A 16,914-nucleotide genomic window follows, 5' to 3' on the forward strand; every position below is an offset into this window, starting at 1 on the left:
CTGCTAATCCGAACTGGATCAGTACGGGGCGACGGTGAAGGTCGCGCCGCTGCTGACGATCGTCTGCTTGAGATCGGCGTCCGCCACGGCCGGGTCGCCGTTGTTCACCACGGTCACGGTATAGGTGCCTTCCAGAACCCCACCGCTGACGGTCTGGCTGTGGTCGGTGGGATCGAGCCGGTCGGCAGAGAGATCCACCGAGCAGATGAGCTCAGTGTCGTCAATGACCAGGACGTCGCCGCACTCCTGAACACCGCGGTTGGTGGCCTTCGTGTAGGTGCCCTGGACGAGGAACACGTGCGCGGTGTCGTCTACCGCGGCCCCATCGGCGTCGAAGCGCAACTGCTGGAAGCCGACACCACGAACGTCGATGTCCACCGTCTTATCCGCCGGCGAGGTGTTCGGCGTGATCGTGACACCGTTGGTGTATTCGAAGTAGATCGACTCATCGGGGGTCGCGGGGTCGCCATCATCCGCCACCACGCCGTTGTTGTCAGGGTCGAGACTGTTGACGACACCGCCCACGGTCGACACGACCACCGCCAGCTCGTCCTCCGCCGAACGTGGCGGCGTCGTGGCGGTGAAGCTCCGACCGTTCGAGGCCACCTTGATGTTGGTCAGCGCCGAGCCACCCACGGTCGCAGTCGTCGCGTTGGCGACGGTCGAGAAACCCTCACCCAAGACGGTGATGGTCTGACCGCCGAGAGCAGGACTGCTGATCGGATTGACGCTGGTAATCACCGGGCGGACCGCAAGACTGTACGTCCCGGTGGCGAGCAACTCACCCTCAGTGGTGTCCGCCTGGTCGTAGACGCACACATTCCACCTGGAGGTCGTCTGACCGGTCTGGAGCAGCAGATCTTCCGGTACCGCAAACGCGATCTTGGTGGCGGACACGCGCTTCACACTGGGTGAGTCCTTAATGCCGGCAGTGTTGACTCCGGCGGTCGCCGCGATTGCGGCAGGCGTGCGATATGTCGCGCCGCACGACGCGTTGGCCGGCGCGGCCGCGCTGTAGAACTGGAACTGCACCACCAGAGGGTCTTCGCTCTCCGGGAAGGGCGTCGGGACCGCCGTGGTCGGAGTCGCCGTGGCGGTAACCGAATTGCCGCCTCCATTCGGGCCGGAAGTCATGCTCAGCGTCATCGGCACCGAAGCCGCATACGCCGGGGCAGCGGTAACGCCGACGGCCGCCACAGCCGCCACGGCGCTCACCGCCGAAAAGACACGCGCCATCCGCCGGCGAGCGCTTCTTTGGGACTTGTTCATGCAGATCCTCCTACGGCCTTTCAATGGACCGTTTGGGTCGGATAACGGGGCCCGGCAGAGAGTCGTCGGCGGGCCGTCTCGTCCAGCAGCCTAACTCCGCCATAGGACGATATTTTGGAGACTGATGAAGATAAGTGAAATTGGCTCACCCGCCCGTTTTGGCATGAATGCAGCAACGACCCGGAACCGTTCGGTTCCGGGTCGCCGCAATTAAGTTATCGCACCTGATCTAGAGCCGGGGATCTACTTGGTCACCGTGAAGGTAGATGCGTTGGAAACGACGCTCTGGCTGTAGCCAGCGCCTGTTGCTCCGACGTCACCGTCACTGACGTAGGTCAGCGAGTAGGCGCCAGCTGGAACGGGGAGAGGCGAGATGATTACTGCTTTGACATTGCTCACTCCACCACCCGAGGATGCTTGGGAAATTGTGGCCTCGGAGCCATCGGTATTAACAGCCGTGATGACCGTGTCGGCGGCAATGCCTCCGCCGCCGATGATCGTAGCTCCGACGTCGGCACTGGAGAAGGTGCCCACGTCGGCCGAAAGTGTGTCGTCGTTGCTGGTGTCGATGGTTGCGTTCGCACGAACAACACCGCTCGGCGCCACGATGGTGAACGCCTGGTTGCTAGCGGTGGCAGTTGTATTTGCTGAGATTGTGGCGGTGTTACCGCTCACCGCCAGGATGGTCGCTCCTGCGGTGAGACCCGGCCCCACAACCAGACTGCCGATGTCAGCAGACGTGAAGACAAGCGCATCAGCGACAAGCGTGTTGTCGGTATTCGTGTCGACGGTTGAATTAGTCTCCACCGCTGTCGATGGCGCACCAACCACCGCAACAACGTCCGAACCGCCAGCACCGCCGATGTTCTTGGAGATCACTGCAATCTTCGCCGTGACTACATCAGTGATAACAGCACCAGCCGGGATCGCATTCGCCGCGCCCGAAATCTGGGCGATCGGCTTGCCAACATCACTTGCCGAGAAAATGTCGGTCCCAGAGGTAAGAACACGGCTTCCGGTAACGACCGTCAATGCAGGAGTCAGCGTGAGCGCGGAGCGGGCGATGTTTCCTGTCGCGTTGAGGCGTCGATTCAGTCGCAAATTACAGACGAGTTCCGTGTCGCTGATGACGAGAACGTCGCCACACTCAGAAACAGGGCCATTAACTTTACGGCCACTACCGGTGTCGGTCGGGTCGTAGACTCCGCGGGTGAGGTAGATGTGTGCACCGCCCAGGGTGCCGTCGAAGTCCTCCCCGTCTCCGAAACCGACGCCCTTGACCGTAAGGTCGATGCTCGCAAGGGTGTTCGGCGCGGTGTTCGGCGTCGACTCGATGGTGTCCTGATAGTCGAACGCATTGGACGCGGTCGCCGTGCCGGCGAAGGTCGTCACGACGAGGGAGACGTCGTCTTCGGCGACATGCATCGGCGTGGTCGCGGTGAACTTGGTCGTGTCGACCGGCGTGACGTTCAGCAGCGGTTCACCACCGAGCGTCGCGGTGATGGAGTTGGCGGTGGTCGGGAAATTCGTGCCCGTCACCACGATCTCAGTGCCACCGAGCGACGATCCCGAGCCGGGCGAAACGGCGTCGAGGGTCTGCACCGTCGCGGCGGTGTAGGTCGCCGCTGCAACAACGACGCTTGTGCTCGTGTTGGTGCTGTCGTAGACGCACATCGTGTATGGCGTGGGCTCCGAGTTCACCAGCGGTCGCAGATCAGGAACCGTGATGGCCATACGGTTGTTTGCGAGTCGCCGGGCCGAAGGCGACGCTCGGTTCACGTCCGTGATTGGGTTGTAGCGTTCCGGGCATCGCTCACCGGCGGTGAAGGTGACGCCTGGGGTGGTCACACCAAGAAGGAAGTTGCTGGTGGACGTGGCGGTGATGCCGTTGCCGCCCTCAGCCTTGCCAATGGTGGCGCTCAGTGTGGGAGACGGCACCGTCGCGGTGTACGCGTTCGCGCTGACACCGATCAGGGCGGAATCCGAAGCAGTTCCGGCGTAAGCACACACCGAGTAAGGGGTGCTGGCGGCGGTCGCTCGAGCCGCAGCCGGAATGACACCCGTCGCCACGGTGTTCGAGGTACGTGCTTCGCTCGTCGCCTCGGGGCCGCTGGAAGTGCCGTAGGTGGCGGCACAGCCATTGGCGCTGAACCGCACCGCTGGGGCGGCAGTGAACACCCCGGTGGCGGTGGGCACGCTGAACGTGATGTTGTTGGTGTTACCGGCCGCACCCGTGGTGGGGTTGGTCGTGACGTTCGGAGTCACGAGGAACGGCTGCGGAGTGGCCACCGCGAGCGCGCTGTCGGCAGCGCTGCCGACATAGACGCACAGGTTGACCGCTCGCGACAACGCGGTCGACGAGAGGGCGAACGTGGTCGGCACGTTGAAGGTGGCGGTGTTGTTGTCCACCTTGGTGGGGCTGGTCGCAGCACCCACGGTCTGGCCGGACGCAGCCGTCGTGCTGTAATTCGTCGGGCACGAAGACGCCGTAGTGAAAATGGCGGCCGGCGTGCCCCCGGCGAAGGCGTTGGCAACCGGAGCCTCGACAGTGACCGTGGTCCCGCTCGGGCCACCTGCCGGGTTGAGCGCCGGCGTCACCGTGAAGGTGTGCGCCGGATCCTCGATCAACTTGTTGGTGTCGTTGTAGACGCACAGCCGATAGGTAGAGGGCGCGTTGCCACCCTCCACTTTCAGGGTTGTCGGAACAACGAAGGTCGCTGAATTCGCCCCGACCTTGGAGGGCGACGTGGCTGCGGTGAAGCCAGCCGGCGGGCTGGACGCGTTTGCCGGACAAGCGGTCGCAGTGCCGGGAGCGCGCAACAGCAATGCGGGCGTCGTTCCAGCGAACGACGTGTTGTTCCCGGTCGACGCAGATGTGGTGACGGTGAGCGTGAGCCCAGCCGGACCCGAGGTGTGGCTGATGGCCGAGAATGTCGGTTTGACGGTGAAGATGTTGGCCGGATCGTCGTCCACCAGGTAGGTGTCGTTGTAAACGCAAGCTCGGTAGGCCACTGGAGTACCACCGGTTGGCACGCGCACTTCCGGCGGAATGACGAATGTCGCGGTGCCAGCGCCGGTCTTGGTCGGAGAGGTCGCCGCATAGAACCCAGCCGGAGGGCTGCTCGGCGAGGCTGGGCAGGTGGCGCTCGCCCCACCAGTGCCCAGGAGCATCGCCGGCGTTGTGCCGGCAAACGACGTGGTGTTACCGGTCGTGTTCGATGCGGTGACGGTCACGGTTAGGCCGGCTGGGCCGTTGTTGGGCGTGATGCTGGTGAGCGCAGCTGCTGCAGCTGCGCCTGGCGCGACGAGCAGGGAGGCCCCCACCACCCCTGTCGCCAGCCCGGCACGTGCCAGCCGGGCTTTGGTTTTGGACTTACGCATGCGAGGTCCTCCTACGGGCCCTTAAGGCCGCGTCGCTGGATTCGGTAGGGCCCGGGCGCTCGGCGAACCGTCGCGGGCCGTCTCGCCGGAAGCGTAACGATTCGTGGTGATTCAACAGGTAAGACTCAGAAAGATCCTCATATGTCAGACATTCCTCGTAGCAGGCGGCGCCGCGGACTGCCAGATCCGGACATCACCCGGGGTGGCAGCCATAACGCCAGATAGGCGCGGATCCGAGTGAAACGGCTGCGGAGTGTGACATCCGAACTTCCCCGGCCCGCCGCATTGACAAGGATCCACCCCGTGGCTAGGTTCATCTCAGATTGAGTCCTACTCACAACGAGAAATACCTGAGCAGTTAGGCGGGCAGGATGGACGAGGCGAACTTCCTGGCGGGTTACGACCCCGCGAAATATCCCTCTGTCGCGGTCACTGTCGACGTCGTCGCGCTGACCATCCGAGACGGGAAGCTCTGCGTGCTGCTCGTCGAGCGCGGCGCGCCGCCCTTCGCCGGGCAGCGCGCCCTCCCCGGCGGCTTCGTGCGCGAGGAGACCCTCGACGATGCCGCCCTGCGAGAATTCGCTGAGGAGACCGGCCTGACCCCTGGGCAGGGACAGCTCGACCGCGTCCACCTCGAGCAGCTCAAGACCTACGGCAACCCCGACCGTGATCCCAGGATGCGCGTCGTCTCCGTCGCCTACCTGGCGTTCGCGCCGCGACTTCCTGAGCCCACGGCCGGCAGCGATGCGGCGAGGGCCTACTGGGTGCCGGTGGACGAGGCCAAGGACCTGGCGTTCGACCACGACGACGTGCTGGCCGACGGGCTTGAGCGGGCCCGCTCCAAGCTCGAGTACACCCCGCTCGCCACGGCCTTCACCGACCCCGAGTTCACGGTCAGCGAGCTGCGGAACGTCTACGCCGCGGTCTGGGGCGAGGAGCTGCACGCCGGCAACTTTCACCGCAAAGTGCTGAGCGTGCCGGGCTTTGTGGAGGGGACCGGGCACACCACGGCGCGTGGTGGGGAGCGGGGTGGGCCGAGGGCGAAGCTCTACCGGGCCGGGGATGCGCGGCTGCTGCATCCGGCTCTGCTGAGGCCTACCAGGGAGGACCGGGTGAGATGACCGAAACGCAGAGACGGCCGAAGCACTATCGGGGGCGCCACCGGAGGTCCTGGAGGCGGCGGGGCAGATGATCACCTTCGACGAGGCGGTTCCGCGGATCATGGCGGCTCGGCGGTTCAGCGAACTCACAACGGACGACAGCGGCCGCGCGAAGACGTACCGGAAATGGGTGAAGGTGGTCCACCCGGACACCGTGAGCGCGGCGCAAAGCGCGACCGCGACGCAGGCCTTCGCCAAGCTCTCCGCGTTGTACGCGGAGGCGGGAGCGAACCGGAAGCAAAGCGCGAGCCGGCCGGGGAACAGCCGACTGCACCGAGGCGACATCGCGGACTTCTATGAGAAAGACGGCGACGCCCTCCTGAAAGTGCCCCGCGACCCCGCCGACAACGATCTGATGCGGGCGGAAGCCACCGCCCTGCGCACCCTCCGCGAAAACGGCCATCCGAAATTCCGGGCCTACGCTCCACGGCTCCTCGACACCTTCACCTTCGAGGACCGGGACCGGAAAAGGCGGACGGTCAACGTGCTCCGGCGGCAGCACGGCATGCGGCCGATCCAGCAGATAGGCAGCCTGGCGGACGGCATTTGGATCTGGCGCAAACTGCTTGTCGCGCTCGGCTGGGCGCACCGCGCGGGCGTGATCCACGGGGCGGTTCTGGAGCCGCACGTGCTGATCCACCCCGAGTTCCGGGGGCTGACTCTGGTCGATTGGTGCTATTCCGGGGATCGACCGCAGGCGATAGTGAAGGCGTGGAAATCCGCCTACCCGCCGGAGGTGCTGCACGACCGGACCGCTACGCCCGCCACCGACATCTACATGGCCAACGGCCTGATCACCCGGCTGCTCGGGGACAAGATGCCCGCGCCGCTGCGCAGGTTCGCCTACCGGCGGACCACGGACGCCTGGGCGCTGCTGGCTCAACTGGACGAGATCTGAGGAGGACGCAAATGGGAAGCGGACGCTGGTCAACTGATGTCTACACCGCGGCGGCCGACTACCGGGCCGCCCGTGGGCAGAGCGCTTTCGCCTACAGCGACGGCGGCGCCCGTACGGTGCATCCCGATCTTGATCCGCAGGGTGTTTTCATGCGGGAGAGCCGGGATTCCGATGAGCACCCGTTCAGTACGCCGATCGCCGTCCTTTTCGACGTGACCGGATCGATGGGTAACGTGCCGCGGGTCCTGCAGACCAAACTGCCGCAATTGCTGGGCCTGCTGACCAGGAAGAACTATGCGATCGATCCGCAGCTGATGTTCGGCGCGATCGGGGATGCCACCTGTGACCGGGCGCCGCTGCAGATCGGGCAGTTCGAGTCGGACAACCGGATGGACGACGACCTCGCCAATATCGTCCTGGAGGGCGGCGGTGGCGGGCAGAAGCGCGAGTCCTACGAACTGGCGCTCTATTTCATGGCCCGGCACACGATCCTCGACTCGATGATCAACCGGGGCCGGCGCGGTTATCTGTTCATCATCGGCGACGAGATGCCGTACCCGTGGGTGAAGCCGGGCGAGGTCAAGGCGGTCATCGGAGATGAACTGCCGAGGAAGATCGCCACTGAGGACATCCTGCACGAGCTGCAGCGCAAGTTCGACGTCTATTACATTCTGCCGACCGCGGCCGGCTGGGGCGGCGACAAGGAGGTGCTGGCCCGCTGGAAGTCGCTGCTCGGCCAGAACGTGCTGGAACTCGACGATCTGGACGCGGTGTGCGAGACGATCGCGCTGACGGTCGGTCTCGGCGAGGACGCCATCGATCTGGACGAGGGCATCGCCGATCTGTCCGACGTCGGTTCGGTGGCGGGTGGTTCGGTCGGCCGGGCGCTGGCCAGGCTGCCGCGCAACCCGGTGGTCCGCGACGCGCCCTTCGAGATCACCGCCGGCCCCAGCGGCAACCAGCGGCTGTGAAGCGCCTCGCCGAAGGGAGCCGCCGGCTGTGAGCGGCGAGCACGTCGCGGTCGTTGATCTCGGTTACGGTGACGCCGGCAAGGGCACGGTCGTCGACGCGCTCTGCGCCGAACGGGAGATCAGCGCGGTCATCAGGTTCAACGGCGGCGCGCAGGCCGCGCACAACGTGATCACCGAGGACGGCCGGCACCACACCTTCGCCCAGTTCGGCTCCGGCACGCTGCGTGGCGTCCCGACTCATCTCACCCGCTTCTGCGTGGTCGATCCGCTCGCGCTGGCCGCCGAGGCGAAGGCGTTGGGCAACCCCTTTCACCTGCTCACGGTGGATGGGGACGCCCTGCTCGCCACTCCGTGGCATCGCGCCGCGAATCAACGAAACAGGGCAACGCGACGTCACGGTACGTGCGGCATGGGCATCGGAGAAACGATGGCGTACGCCCTACGCGCTCCCGATGCCCCCAGGATCGCCGACACCCTCCGGCCGGGTCGTCTGCGGCGCCGCCTAGCGGCTGTCCGCGACGCCCTCGGCGACTGCGAGTTCCCGCTCGACGACGTGGTCGACGCGTTCACCGCCTTCGCCCGAACAGTCCGCATCGTCCACGACGACCACACCGACCGCCTGCTCGCCGAGGGTCCGTGCGTCTTCGAGGGCGCCCAGGGTGTCCTGCTCGACGAGTGGCACGGCTGGCATCCGCACACCACCTGGTCGACGACCACCTTCGACAATGTCGCCGCGCTCTGCCCCGCGTTCCGCAGGCTCGGGGTGGTCCGCACCTACACCACCCGGCACGGCCCCGGCCCGTTCGTCACCGAGGCACCCGAGCTGGACCTGCCCGAGGCGCACAACGGCCGCGACGCCTGGCAGGGCGCCTTCCGGACCGGCCACTTCGATGCCGTCGCCCACCGGTACGCCATGGAGGTGACCGGCGGCGTCGACGCGCTCGCGGTGACCCACCTGGACGTCCCGGACCGGTGCCCCGATCTACGGATCTGCCCGTCCTACCGGGTCGACGGCGAGTCCTGGGACCGGATCGTTCCCGGCCCGCCCCGCGATCTGGATTACCAGGAGCGGATCGGCCGGCGGCTGCTGCGGGCCCGCCCGGAATCCCTCTACCGCCCGGACGACTGGGCCGCCGAGATCTCCGATCTCCTGAATGCGCCGGTGGTCCTCGAGTCGCACGGCCCGACCACCCGGGACAAGCGCCACCGCGCATTTACGTGACTAATTCGAACCGGATTACCTCCGGGCAACAAATAGCGTTACCCTCCGAAAAGAGCCAGAAACCGAGATCCAATCGCAGCCACTCGAGAAACCGGACACGAGCGGACAAAAGCCCCGTAAACTCGGCCCAGCGGCGGTTTTCGATCTTCAAAGAATGGTCATGAATTGTTAGGGCTGCCTTACCTAACGGCTCGAAAGTAAGCCTTACCTAATGAGATGAATCTTTATGACAACATCAATTGGATAAGTGGAAACGAGCCTGGAACGGGGTTATGGTCGGCACGAGGCCAATAACCATCAGGGGAGCTGGTAACCGTGACGCAGATGATGAACATGCCCCGCGTGCAGACCTGTACCGTCGCCGAATGCGGGTACAACCACGACGGCTGTACCGCCTTCGCGATCACCATCGGCAGCATGCAGACCGCCGAGTGCGACACCTTCATCAACTCCGGCGAGCAGGGCGGCATGGGCGTGGCCACCGCACAGGTCGGCGCCTGCAAGCGCGCCGACTGCACGTACAACGAGAACCTGGAGTGCCGGGCCCCGGCGATCACCGTGGGCGCCTCCGCCGACAAGGCCGACTGCCTGACGTATTCGAAGGGCTGAGTCGCCAGCGATTCTTCCGGGCCCGCCACCTTCCCCGTGAGGTGGCGGGCCCGTTGCGTACGCCGTACGTCCTACCAGGAAATACGCTTCCGGGCGTATTGCCTGCCCCGTCGCCGCGGACCGATGCTGAGGTGGTCCGGCACGAAGGGGGAAAAGTCCGGTGCGTACTGCTTATCGCATTCTCGCCATGCTCATCTCGATCGGCGTCGTCGTCCAGGCCGCCGTCATCGCCGGCGCCTGGTTCCTGGTCCTCAACGACCTCGACTCGGGCACCGTCCTGGACAAGAACTCCGAGAGCAACTGGGCGCACGTCCTGCACGGGCAGATCGGCGTACTGGTCATGCCGTTGCTGGCCCTGGTCCTGCTGATCGTCTCGTTCTTCGCCCGGATCCCGGGCGGCATCAAGTGGGCCGCAATCACCCTCGGCGTGACCGTCCTGCAGGTCGTCCTGGCCTTCGCCGGCTTCGCGGCCCCGCTTCTCGGCCTGCTGCACGGGGTCAACGCGTTCGCGCTGGCCGGGGTCGCCGGCGTCGCCGCCCGCAAGGCCCGCGAGGCCGGCACCCCGGCTCCGGCCCAGCCGGCCACTGTCTCTTGAGTACCCGGACCGCCAGCGCCAGCACCCGGACGAGGACCGCCGGCGCCAGCACCCGGACCAGGGCCGCCATCGCCACGGTGGCGGCCCTCGCCGTGCTCGGGCCGCTCGGCTGGTTCTGGTACGACAGCCTGGTCCCCGGCACCTACGACATGGCCGCCATGGGACAACCCGACTACGGCGGCGGCCCGGCGGTCGATCACCAGCACACCGGTGGGATCAGCGTCGCGGATCTGCGCGGCCCGTCCGGACCACCCGCGGTCGACGTCACCCTCACCGCCCGGCAGGACGGTGACGCGTACACGATCAACGGCTCCTCCCCCGGCCCGGAGATCCGCGCTCGGCAGGGCGACCTGGTCCAGGTGAAGCTGGTCAACGAGTCGGTGCCGGCCGGGGTGACCCTGCACTGGCACGGCGTCGACGTGCCGAACGGCGAGGACGGCGTCGCCGGCATCACCCAGGACGCGGTCGCTCCCGGCCGTAGTCACGTGTACAGGTTCGTCGCCCGGGACGCGGGCACCTACTGGTACCACTCCCACCAGGTCTCGCACGAGCAGGTCCGGGGTGGACTGTTCGGCGCGCTGGTGATCAATCCCGGACCACGGGACCGGGTCGTCCAGGTTCACACCTATCAGGGCCGCCGGACGATCAACGGGAAGCCGGGCGTCTCGGAGCTGCCGGTCGGCGTCGGACGACTCCGGGTGATCAACACGGATGCCGGGCCGATCCGGGTCTGGGCGAGCACCGCGTACCGGGTGGTGGCGGTGGACGGGCGCGACGTGCACCGGCCTACGCCGATCACCGGCCGGGCGGTCCTGGTCACCGCGGGCGGCCGGGTCGATCTGGAACTCGCCGCGCCGGGCCGGGTCGATGTCGGCGGCGGCGCCGCCATCGGATCGGGGGCGGCCTCCGCCGAGCCGCGCGAGCTGGTCGACCTTCTGGCGTACGGGTCACCCGCGCCGATCGACTTCGACCCCCAGACGGCCACCCGCGTCTTCGATTACCGGATCGGCCAGCGGATCGGCTTCCTCGACGGGATGCCCGGCATGTGGTGGACGGTGAACGGCCGGCTCTTCCCGGACGTCCCGATGTTCATGGTCCGCACCGGCGACGTGGTCCGGATGACCATCCGCAACGTCAGCGGCGAGGTCCACCCGATGCACCTGCACGGCCACCACGCCGTGGTGCTCAGCCGCAACGGGGTGGCCGCGACCGGCAGCCCGTGGTGGATCGACTCGCTGGACGTGGCCGACGGCGACCGGTACGAGATCGCCTTCGTCGCCGACAACCCCGGGATCTGGGCCGACCACTGCCACAACCTCGAGCACGTCCCGGAGGGGTTGACCGCGCATCTGGCGTACGCCGGCGTGAGTACGCCGTACCGGGTCGGCGGCGACGCCGGCAACGTGCCCGAGTGACCGCACCGAAGCCGCACCCGATCTCGTCCACGACCGCACTTCTCCCTGCCCACAGTTGCCGATGCGGGGCCGGGTGGCGCCGCCTTCCGGTGAGAGGTGGACGGGATGAGGCGCGGATACATCGCGGGCGCACTGGCGGCGCTGACGGTCGCGGGCGTGGGCGCCCTCGCCCTACCCGCCGGCACCGCGGACTGGGCACCGGTCACCTACGGGCTGTCGGCGAGCCCGGACGAGATGCTGCCGGCCGTGATCTCCCCCGCCCGGCCGGCCCGGGTGGTCAGCACCACGCTGGACCTCGACGGCCGTCCGGTCGTCACCGTTCAAGAGGCCACTGACCGGGACGACGCCGCCGGCCTCGTCCGTACCGCGCAACAGGCGAGGAACGCCGTGGGCGTCGAGGTCGACGCCGTGGTCGAGGCCGCCGGCTCCGACCCGCAGCGCTCGGCGCAATGGGACCTGGACACCATGCGGGTCCCGGAGGCCTGGCAGCGGTCGACCGGCGCCGGCGTGACCGTCGCCGTCGTCGACAGCGGGGTGGACGACACCCACCCGGACCTGATCGGGCAGGTGCTGCCCGGATACAACGCGATCACCGACGCGCCCGGCGGCACCACCGACGAGAACGGGCACGGCACCCACGTCGCCGGCACCATCGCGGCGCTCACCGGCAACGGTACGGGCGTCGCGTCCGTCGCCCCGGACGCCCGGATCCTGCCGGTGAAGGTTCTCGGCGCCGACAACCGGGGCTGGACCTCCGACTTCGCCGAGGGCGTCGTCTGGGCCGCCGACCACGGCGCCCAGGTGATCAACATGTCGCTGGGCTCGACGACGCAGACCGGGGCGGTGTCGACTGCGATCGACTACGCCCGCAGCCGGAACGTGGTGGTGGTCGCCTCGGCCGGGAACAGCCGTGCGCAGGGTAGCCCGACGAACTATCCGGCCGCCGACGCGGGCGTGATCGGGGTGGCCGCCACCGACTCGGCCGACATCGTCGCGAGCTACTCCAACGCCGGTAATTACGTGGACGTCGCGGCGCCGGGCAGCGGCATTCTGAGCACTGTGCCGCAGGGCGGTTACGCGTACTACAACGGCACCTCGATGGCGGCGCCGCACGTATCGGCCGTGGCCGCGCTGCTGGTCGCGAGCCGGCCGGGCATCACGCCGGACCAGGTGGAGAGTGCGCTGACCAGCTCCGCGGTGGACCGGGGCGCGCCGGGCAAGGATGTGGACTACGGCTACGGGCGGGTTGACGCGGCGGGGGCGCTCGAGGCCGTCGCGCCCACGTCCCCGCCGGTCACTTCCGTGCCGGAGAGCAGCGCGCCGACGACCGCACCGCCGGCCAGCAGCGCGCCGACGACCGCGCCGCCGGTGACCAGCGCGCCGGAGCCGACGGTGACCACGGAGCCGACGACCCAGCCGACTACGGAGCCGCCGACCGCGGAACCGACCAGCCCGACGCCCACCAGCAGCCCGACGCCAAAGCCAACACCGACGCCGACACCGACGCCCGCCCCGACCCGCCCGGTGGTCACCGCGAACGTGTCCACCAAACAGGTCGGCTACGGGATGACGACCAGGACGGTGTTCACGGTCGCTGCGGGCGGAACGGCGTGGGCGGCCCAGCCTGTGTCGGTCTGCTACTCGGCCGTCGGAGGCAGGTGGACCTGCACTCCGGCCACCACCACCACGGCGGGCACGTACACCTACACCAGGAAGGCCACCGGCGCCTTCCGGGTCCGGTTGGCCGCGGCCGCCACCAGCACCAACACGGCGGCGTCGGACATCGCGATCTACACCGTGAAGGCGACGGTGGCCGTGGCCCGCGCCGGTAAGGGCACGCTGACCGTCCGCGTCACCGGGGCCACCGGACAGAAGGTGACGGTCCAGCGCTACACCGGCGGCAAATGGAAGACCGCGAAGACGTACGCCGCAGTCACCAGTCGCAAGGTGACCGGCCTGGCCGCCGGCGGGAGGTACCGGGTGGTGGTGGCCGGCACGGCCGCCGTGCAGGGTGTCACCAGCGGAACAGTCCGGGCCTGATCAGAGGTACATACCGCCGATCGGCGACTCCTGCTTCGGGACGGTCACCGGTGCGGCGCCGGTCTTGAGGGCGTAGAGCTCGGCGAGGGTGGCGCCGTCCGGCCCGACCCCGGCGGACGAGCCCAGCCAGGAGACCGACTCCGCGTACGACAAGCGGCCCACCTCGATGCTGGCCAGGCACCGGCCGGGCCGGATCACGGCGGGGTGCAGCGCGGACAGGTCCTCGTTCGTGGTGATCGCGATGAGCGCGTTGCGGCCCTGCCCGAGCAGACCGTCGGTGAGGTTGAGCAGCCGGGACAGCGCCTGCCCGGCGCTCGACTTGGCCTCGCCGCGGATCAGCTCGTCGCAGTCCTCCAGCATCAGCAGCCGCCACTTCTGGGTGCCGTCGTCGCTGCCCAGAGCCACATTCATCAGGTACGCCGGGTCGGCGAAGAGCCGCTCCGGGTCGAGCACGCAGTCGACCTGGCACCAGGCCCGCCACTGCTGCGCGAGGGCCCGCAGGGCGGTCGTCTTGCCGGTGCCCGGCTCGCCGTGCAGCAGCAGGAGCCGGCCGTTGACCGCGGAACCGTCGAGCGTCATGAGCCGCTCGAGGGTGTCGGCGACCGGCCCGGCGTAGTTGCTGCGGATCTCGGCCCACGGCGTGGCGCCGATCTCCCGCTCGGTACGCCGCGGCCCGTGCGGCCCCTGATGCCAGAAACCGATCGGCACGCTGTCGGCCACCGGCTCCGGCTCGTCGCAGGCGTCCGCGACCACCTCGGCGAGCACCTGATCGGCCAGGTCAGCGCTGATCGCGGTGACCTCGACCCGGGCCCGCCGGCTCTGCTTCCACCGGGTGACGTGCAGCGACCAGCCCTCGCCGACGCTGAGCCGGCCGTGCCCGTCGTCGTCCTTGGCCTCGCGGACCAGCCGGGCGCCCGGGATGGTCAGCGGCGCCTCGGCCCGCAGGTTCTCCAGGAACTTGGTCCGCCCGAACGGCTCGCGGCCGGTGACGAACGCGTCGAGGGCCAGCAGGTCGACGACGTCCACCAGCCGGTCGTCGTCATCGACGGAACCCGCCAGCGGCAGCGAAAACCCGGCCGGCTCGGCCGGACGGCCGGCGGCCCGGTCCACGGACTGGTGCGGTACGCGCATCGTTCCATGATCCGGGCCGACCGGCCGATCGGCATCCCGTTTTCCCACCGTAGAGTGCGTCACTCAGCGGCGTGTGAGGACGAACACGGGGATCAACCGGTCGGTCTTGGTCTGGTACTCCGCGTACGGCGGGTAGGCGGCGACTGACCGCTCCCACCAGATCGCCCGCTCCTCGCCGGTGACCTCCCGGACCGTGTAGTCGTGCTTCTCCCCACCGTCCTGGAGCTCGACGTGCGGGTTCTTGCGGATGTTGTAGACCCAGACCGGGTTCTTCGGGGCGCCGCCGAGTGATCCGACGACCGCGTACTCCCCCTCGTGCTCCACCCTCATCAGGGCGGTCTTGCGCAACTGGCCGGTCTTCGCCCCGACGCTCGTCAGCACGATGATCGGCCGATCCATGATGGTGTTCGCCTCGGCGCCATCAGTCGCCTCGTACTTCTCCGCCTGCTTGCGTGCCCAGTCGGACGTGCTGGGCGCGTACTCACCAGTCAACGGCATGATCCCGAGTCTACGACCGCACCCGGACCGCTACCGTTCCCTGCCCGCAACGCACTCCGCCCGCCGGACCTTTGCCGAAGGACCCCGGATCGACGAGCGGAGGACAGGGCAGTGCGGCGACTTCTCACCAGCACCCTCGCGGTGACCACGGCGGCGGGCCTGGGCGTGTTCGCGGCGCCCACCGCCGGCCAGGCGAGCGAGGCCGGGCCGGGCCGGGTGGTCGTCACGACGCTCGACGGCGAGGGCCGGCCGGTCTTCACCGTGCACGAGACCTCCGGCAGCGTCGGGACCGCCTGGGCGGCGAACGTCATCAGCGTGGAGACCGACGTCCCGGTCCGCGCGATCGGCGTACCGGCCGGCTCGGACCCGTACCGCAGCTCGCAGTGGGATCTCACCAAGATCCGTACGACCGAGGCCTGGCGAACGTCCACCGGCGCCGGCATCACCGTCGCGGTGATCGACACCGGCGTCGACGGCAGCCACCCCGACCTGGCCGGCAAGGTCCTCACCGGGTACGACACGATCGCCGGCCGGGCCGGCGGGAACACCGACCGGAACGGGCACGGCACCCACGTGGCCGGCACGATCGCCGCGAAGACCGGCAACGGGGTCGGCGTCGCCGGCATCGCCCCGGACGTGAAGATCCTGCCGGTCAAGACGCTCGACGCCACCGGCAGCGGCCTCATGTCGGACACCGCCGAGGGCATCGTCTGGGCCACCGACCACGGCGCCCAGGTGATCAACATGTCGCTGGGCTCGCACGACCAGCTCGGCGCGGTGACCACCGCGATCGCGTACGCCCGCAGCAAGGGCGTCACCGTGGTCGCGGCGGCCGGCAACGAGCGGACCAAGGGCAGCCCGGTCAGCTACCCGGCCGCGGACCCGGGCGTCATCGCGGTGGCGGCGACCGACTCGGCCGACAAGTACGCCTACTTCTCCAACGCCGGCAACTACGTCGACCTCGCCGCCCCGGGCAGCGACATCCTGAACACCTACCCGACCGCCCTGCGGCGCAGCGGATACGCCTCGATGAGCGGCACCTCGATGGCCGCACCGCACGTCGCCGCGGCGGCCGCGCTGGTCAAGGCGTACCGGCCGGCGTCGACCCCGGACCAGATCGAGCAGGCGCTGGAGCGGACCGCGAAGGACCTGGGCGCTACCGGCTTCGACCGGGACTACGGCAACGGGCGCCTCGACGTCGCCGCCGCGCTCGCCTCGCTCGGCCAGACCGTGGTCAGCAACGTCCGTACGAAGGTGGTCTCCTACGGCACGCGAACCAGCACCACCTTCACCGCGTCCTCGGCCGGCGCACGGCTGGCCAACCGGGCCGGGTCGCTCTGCGTCTCGGTCGCCGGCGCGGCCTGGCGCTGCTCCACGGTGAAGACCGACGCCGGCGGCCGGTACACCCTGGTCCGCACCGCGACCGGCAGTTTCCAGGCCCGCCTCCTGGTAGCGGGCGCCTCGGCCACCAGCGGCTACACGGTGCGGGCCAAGGTCACGGCAGCCCGCTCCGGCGCCGGCGCGATCACGGTCAAGGTGACCGGCGCGGCCAAGCAGAAGCTGTCGGTGCAGCGCTACACGAAGAAGAAGTGGACGACCGTACGCACCTACTCCGCGACCAGCAGCCGTAAGGTGACAAAGCTGGTGAAGGGCGGAACGTACCGGGTCGTCCTGGTGAGCACGAAGGCGATTCAGGGCGTGACCAGCGGCACGGTGAAGGCCTGA

The 16,914-nt window shown here is 68.4% G+C and carries 13 protein-coding genes; 9 read left to right on the forward strand and 4 right to left on the reverse strand.

Annotation, left to right across the window (positions count from 1 at the left end; genetic code table 11):
- Positions 1–18 precede the first annotated feature (18 nt).
- The gene (locus OHA21_RS29945; RefSeq protein WP_328460492.1) at positions 19–1,269 is read right to left on the reverse strand and encodes an IPT/TIG domain-containing protein; all 1,251 of its coding nucleotides are present in this window, start codon (positions 1,267–1,269) and stop codon (positions 19–21) included.
- 243 nt (positions 1,270–1,512) lie between these two features.
- Positions 1,513–4,650, reverse strand: coding sequence for a beta strand repeat-containing protein (locus tag OHA21_RS29950; RefSeq protein WP_328460494.1), 3,138 nt, complete (start codon positions 4,648–4,650; stop codon positions 1,513–1,515).
- Positions 4,651–5,021: 371 nt separating this feature from the next.
- On the opposite strand from OHA21_RS29950, the gene OHA21_RS29955 reads away from it, so the two are divergent.
- The 8 genes from OHA21_RS29955 (at position 5,022) to OHA21_RS29990 (ending at position 13,560) form a co-directional block, all read left to right on the forward strand.
- Positions 5,022–5,771, forward strand: a complete 750-nt coding sequence (locus OHA21_RS29955; RefSeq protein ID WP_328460496.1) for an NUDIX hydrolase — start codon at positions 5,022–5,024, stop codon at positions 5,769–5,771.
- A gap of 67 nt (positions 5,772–5,838) precedes the next feature.
- A complete protein-coding gene (locus OHA21_RS29960; protein WP_328460498.1) occupies positions 5,839–6,708 on the forward strand; it encodes a molecular chaperone DnaJ in 870 nt (289 codons plus the stop codon).
- Between the two features lie 11 nt (positions 6,709–6,719).
- Complete coding sequence (locus OHA21_RS29965; protein ID WP_328460500.1) at positions 6,720–7,679, forward strand: hypothetical protein; 960 nt, start codon at positions 6,720–6,722, stop codon at positions 7,677–7,679.
- A 28-nt stretch (positions 7,680–7,707) separates the two neighbouring features.
- Positions 7,708–8,901 carry an adenylosuccinate synthetase gene (locus OHA21_RS29970; RefSeq protein WP_328460502.1) on the forward strand — a complete coding sequence of 398 codons (1,194 nt, stop codon included), beginning with the start codon at positions 7,708–7,710 and terminating at the stop codon, positions 8,899–8,901.
- 315 nt (positions 8,902–9,216) lie between these two features.
- Positions 9,217–9,510, forward strand: a complete 294-nt coding sequence (locus OHA21_RS29975; RefSeq protein WP_328460504.1) for a DUF1540 domain-containing protein — start codon at positions 9,217–9,219, stop codon at positions 9,508–9,510.
- Positions 9,511–9,670: 160 nt separating this feature from the next.
- Complete coding sequence (locus tag OHA21_RS29980; RefSeq protein ID WP_328460506.1) at positions 9,671–10,105, forward strand: hypothetical protein; 435 nt, start codon at positions 9,671–9,673, stop codon at positions 10,103–10,105.
- On the forward strand, positions 10,102–11,520 hold the full coding sequence (locus OHA21_RS29985) for a multicopper oxidase family protein (protein ID WP_328460508.1): 1,419 nt from the start codon (positions 10,102–10,104) through the stop codon (positions 11,518–11,520). Before OHA21_RS29980 ends, OHA21_RS29985 begins: the two co-directional genes overlap by 4 nt.
- 105 nt (positions 11,521–11,625) lie before the next feature.
- The gene (locus OHA21_RS29990; RefSeq protein ID WP_328460510.1) at positions 11,626–13,560 is read left to right on the forward strand and encodes a S8 family peptidase; all 1,935 of its coding nucleotides are present in this window, start codon (positions 11,626–11,628) and stop codon (positions 13,558–13,560) included.
- Here OHA21_RS29990 and OHA21_RS29995 read toward each other — a convergent pair whose 3' ends face one another.
- Both OHA21_RS29995 and OHA21_RS30000 read right to left on the reverse strand, forming a co-directional pair.
- Positions 13,561–14,691 (reverse strand): DUF5925 domain-containing protein, encoded by a 1,131-nt coding sequence (locus OHA21_RS29995; protein WP_328460512.1) that lies wholly within the window; start codon positions 14,689–14,691, stop codon positions 13,561–13,563.
- A gap of 63 nt (positions 14,692–14,754) precedes the next feature.
- The gene (locus OHA21_RS30000) at positions 14,755–15,189 is read right to left on the reverse strand and encodes a nitroreductase family deazaflavin-dependent oxidoreductase (RefSeq protein WP_328460514.1); all 435 of its coding nucleotides are present in this window, start codon (positions 15,187–15,189) and stop codon (positions 14,755–14,757) included.
- A gap of 111 nt (positions 15,190–15,300) precedes the next feature.
- On the opposite strand from OHA21_RS30000, the gene OHA21_RS30005 reads away from it, so the two are divergent.
- A complete protein-coding gene (locus tag OHA21_RS30005; RefSeq protein ID WP_328460516.1) occupies positions 15,301–16,914 on the forward strand; it encodes a S8 family serine peptidase in 1,614 nt (537 codons plus the stop codon).

It is taken from the genome of Actinoplanes sp. NBC_00393 (assembly GCF_036053395.1).
Taxonomy (GTDB): Bacteria; Actinomycetota; Actinomycetes; order Mycobacteriales; family Micromonosporaceae; genus Actinoplanes.

Coding starts and splice junctions, on each gene's coding strand:
- OHA21_RS29945 (WP_328460492.1), bottom strand. CDS start 1,269: ATGAACAAGTCCCAAAGAAGCGCTCGCCGGCGGATGGCGCGTGTCTTT.
- OHA21_RS29950 (WP_328460494.1), bottom strand. CDS start 4,650: ATGCGTAAGTCCAAAACCAAAGCCCGGCTGGCACGTGCCGGGCTGGCG.
- OHA21_RS29955 (WP_328460496.1), top strand. CDS start 5,022: ATGGACGAGGCGAACTTCCTGGCGGGTTACGACCCCGCGAAATATCCC.
- OHA21_RS29960 (WP_328460498.1), top strand. CDS start 5,839: ATGATCACCTTCGACGAGGCGGTTCCGCGGATCATGGCGGCTCGGCGG.
- OHA21_RS29965 (WP_328460500.1), top strand. CDS start 6,720: ATGGGAAGCGGACGCTGGTCAACTGATGTCTACACCGCGGCGGCCGAC.
- OHA21_RS29990 (WP_328460510.1), top strand. CDS start 11,626: ATGAGGCGCGGATACATCGCGGGCGCACTGGCGGCGCTGACGGTCGCG.
- OHA21_RS29995 (WP_328460512.1), bottom strand. CDS start 14,691: ATGCGCGTACCGCACCAGTCCGTGGACCGGGCCGCCGGCCGTCCGGCC.
- OHA21_RS30000 (WP_328460514.1), bottom strand. CDS start 15,189: ATGCCGTTGACTGGTGAGTACGCGCCCAGCACGTCCGACTGGGCACGC.